The sequence below is a fragment of the Streptomyces sp. NPDC059788 genome (assembly GCF_042732265.1).
In the GTDB taxonomy this organism is placed as follows: Bacteria; Actinomycetota; Actinomycetes; order Streptomycetales; family Streptomycetaceae; genus Streptomyces.
Genome location: NZ_JBHWHY010000114.1, coordinates 1 through 3393 on the forward strand (window position 1 = coordinate 1; position 3393 = coordinate 3393).

General features: G+C 69.7%; 2 protein-coding genes. Both read left to right on the plus strand.

Translation table 11 applies throughout. The annotated features are described in order from the left end of the window. The first annotated feature begins 320 nt into the window (after positions 1–320). Entirely contained in the window at positions 321–1163 is an 843-nt protein-coding gene (locus ACFV57_RS42585) for a hypothetical protein (protein ID WP_385244661.1), read from the plus strand. Continuing rightward, positions 1153–3393, plus strand: a 2241-nt coding sequence (locus ACFV57_RS42590) for a Helicase associated domain protein (protein ID WP_385244664.1), incomplete at its 3' end; no start/stop codon positions are given. The genes ACFV57_RS42585 and ACFV57_RS42590, both read left to right, overlap by 11 nt.

A 3393-nucleotide genomic window follows, 5' to 3' on the forward strand; every position in this document is an offset into this window, starting at 1 on the left:
TGCGGGCAGGGTGCGCCACGCTTCGCGCGGCGCACCCACGGGCCTGCGGCCCGAGCTGGCTACAGGAAGAGGGGGTGAGGGAGATGGGCGCGCGTGCGGGCCGAAAGGTCACCCTAGCAGGATCAAGCCACGTTCGGGGGACTTTGACCGTTCCAAGTGCTTCAGTTTGAAGCACGAGATATGCTCTGGACTCACACGGCAGCACCGAGGACGCTGCGCCGGCCGGGCCGGAAAGTGAGGGAAAAGCAATGGATTCGAATTCACTGAGCTTCGAAACGCGTTTTGAAAAGCGTGAGGAAATCCACCGTGAAGTCACTGGAATGACGGCTCAGCAAATCCATGAGCGGTTGGTGGCTGCGGGTGGGCTGGAGAATCACGAGGATCTGCCGAGGCCGCTCAGTGCGGAGGATCGGCTGGCGGCGGTTCGGCGGAACGAGCTGCGGCGCATCTGGAACTTGATGGGCGAGGCGGGGTGGGAGACCTACTCCCCCGAGAGTGACGCAGAGGTGCACCGCTGGCGCTGGGAGCTGGAGAAGCGTCAGGCCCGCGAGAGTGGTGAGGCCCCGGAGCCGGACTCGGTACACCGCTACCGGATCGTGGCGCAGCGGACCGATCCGGGGCACCCGGGCGCAGTCCTGCTGACGAACTACGCCTACGGCCGGTCGGTGGAGGACGCCCTCGCGAAGGTGCGGAAGGCACTGGAGAAGCCGAGCGGTCTGGACGGGGACCAGGGCCTGTACCGCGTGGTGGATGTGGTGGAGGAGAGCCCGGACAGCGAGTTCCGGCAGCAGGAGGAAGCCCGCCGGCGGTACCTAACCGCCATCCTGGAGAACGCCACCACCACCGTGCGCGGCCGTGAGCCGGCTCACCCGGACGCGGACCTGGTGAGCCGCCTGGACGACTTCTTCACCCGCGCCGTCACCTTCCCCGACCCGCACACCCCCGGCGTGCATCCCCGGGCTCACCAGGCCACGTTCGGCTGGACCAGCGAGGAGCCCTACATCGAGCACGCCAGCGCCCCCGGACGCGCCCTGGCCCTGTTCCTCCTGGCTTACCTGGACCACTACGGACTGAAGCTGGAAGCCGTCCGCACCAGTGCGCAGGAGGGCCAGGAGGAAACCGCGTCCGACACGAGTGACGAGGGCGGCGAGAATGACCGCTGATCAGCGTGATGCGGCTCAGCGAGAGGCTATTGACGCTGTTCTCCGTGCTCTGGAATTGCCTGCAAGATCGCTTGCGCCGGAGCGAGGTCTCCGGACTCAGGTGATCATGGCGACCGGGTCCGGCAAGACCCGGGTCGCGGCACGCAGCTCCGAAGAACTCCACGCGGGCCGTGTGCTGGTGCTCGTGCCCTCGCTGGATCTGCTCGTCCAGACCGAGTCGGCGTGGCGGGAGGCCGGCCGCCGGGGCCCGACGATTGGTGTCTCGTCCCTGCGCGGTGAGGAGGCATCCTTCCCCAACACCACGGACGTAGATGAACTGGTCGACTGGGTAAGGCCGTTGGACAAGGTCACGGTGTTCGCCACGTACGCCTCGCTCGGGCTGGGCACGCTAGAGCGCGCCCACGGGGCCGGCCTTCCTGGTTGGGACCTGATCATCGTGGACGAAGCCCACCGTTGTTCTGGCCGGATCGGGAAGCCCTGGGCGGTCGTCCACGACAACCAGAAGATCCCGTCCCTTCGGCGGCTGTACATGACGGCCACGCCCCGGGTGTGGCAGCTGGACGAGGACTCCGAGGGTGCGCCGGGTGAGCTGGTTGCGTCGATGGAGGACGATCCGGACGGCCCGTTCGGCAGCAGGTGCTACACGCTGACGTTGTCGGAGGCGATCGACCGGGGGATCTGCGCGCCGTATCAGGTGGTGTGCGTGGACATCACCGACACCCAGCTCCAGGCCGCGCAGCTCCTGGGTGCTGAGGGCCGCTCGGACGAGGTCCGCGGGGCCCGGCTCGCTGCGCTCCAGACCGCGCTGCTCAAGGCGTCGTCCGAGGAGGGCTTCCGGCGCACGCTCGTCTTCCACCACCAGGTCCGCGAGGCCGAGGCGTTCGCGGCCGGCCTTCCCGACGTCGCCGCGCAACTGCACGCCGCCGACCCCGAGCTGTACCCGCGCACGATCTGGGCGGACTGGCTGTGCGGCGAGCACAAGCCAGGCCACCGGCGCCGGGTCCTCGGGGAGTTCACGGCCGGGATCGCCACGGACGGCACAGTCGTGGAAAAGGGCTACCTGGGCTCAGTGAAGGTGCTGGGCGAGGGCGTCGACACCAAGAACTGCGACTCCGTCTACTGGGCCGACGTACGCGGCTCCATGCCCGACCTCGTCCAGGCCGTCGGCCGGGCGCTGCGCATGCAGCCCGGCGAGGGCAAGATCGCATCCCTCGTCGTGCCGGTCCTGCTCGGGCCGGGCGAGACCGCGGACAACATGCTCACTTCCCGGGCGTTCGGCGGGCTGGCAAAGCTGCTGGAGGCGCTCAGGGCGCACGACGCCCGGGTGGTGGAGCAGCTCGCCGAGCAGCAGGCCCCCAGCGCCTACAAGCCCGTCCAGAAGGCCGCGCAGGGTCAGGAGAGCCGGGGCGGGAGGAACGGGTCCGGCGCCCCGTCGGCGCCGGCTCGGCAGCTGCTGAAGTTCTCCGTGCCGCGCGACCCGGCGCAGCTGGCCGCGTTCATCAACCTGCGCGTCCTCAACCCCGAGCACGAGCACTGGCGGCGTGGCATCGAGGCCGCCGTCATCTACGCCCGCGAGCACGGCGACCTCAAGGTGCCCTTCACCTACCGGGTGCCCGGCGGGGAGGGCCAGGCGGTGGAGGCCGAAGGGTGGCCGGCCTCCCTCGCCGGATTCCCGCTCGGGCAGTGGATCGCCGACAACCGGCGCTTCTACGCCCGCGGCGACATGGACGCCGACCGCGTCGAACAGCTGGAGAAGCTGGGCATGGTGTGGTCGCACTTCGACGTCGCCTGGGAGGAAGGTCTCGCGGCGGCGCGCGGGTGGGCGGCCGAGGCGGGCCACCTCCTGGCCCCACTGGACGCCACCTACCAGGGCTACCGGGTGGGCATCTGGCTGAAGAACGCGCGCGCCGCCGCCCGCAAGGCGGCCGAGATCGAACAGCGGCGTGCCCAGGGCCTGCCCGTTCAGTCGTCCGCCGGAACGCTGTCAGAGCAACGGCGCGAGCAGCTGGAAGACATCGACCCGTCCTGGTGCCCGGCCTGGTCGGTGGAGTGGCAGCGCGCCTTCCACCTCATCCGGCTCCACCTGGAAGCCGGCCGCCCGCTGCCCACCGAACCCGGCGACATCGTGCACCAGGGCGAGGACCTCGGCCGGTGGGTACGCTCAGTCCGGCACGGCTGGGACAACCTCACCACCGCACAGCAGTGGATGTGCGAACAGGTCCTCGGCATC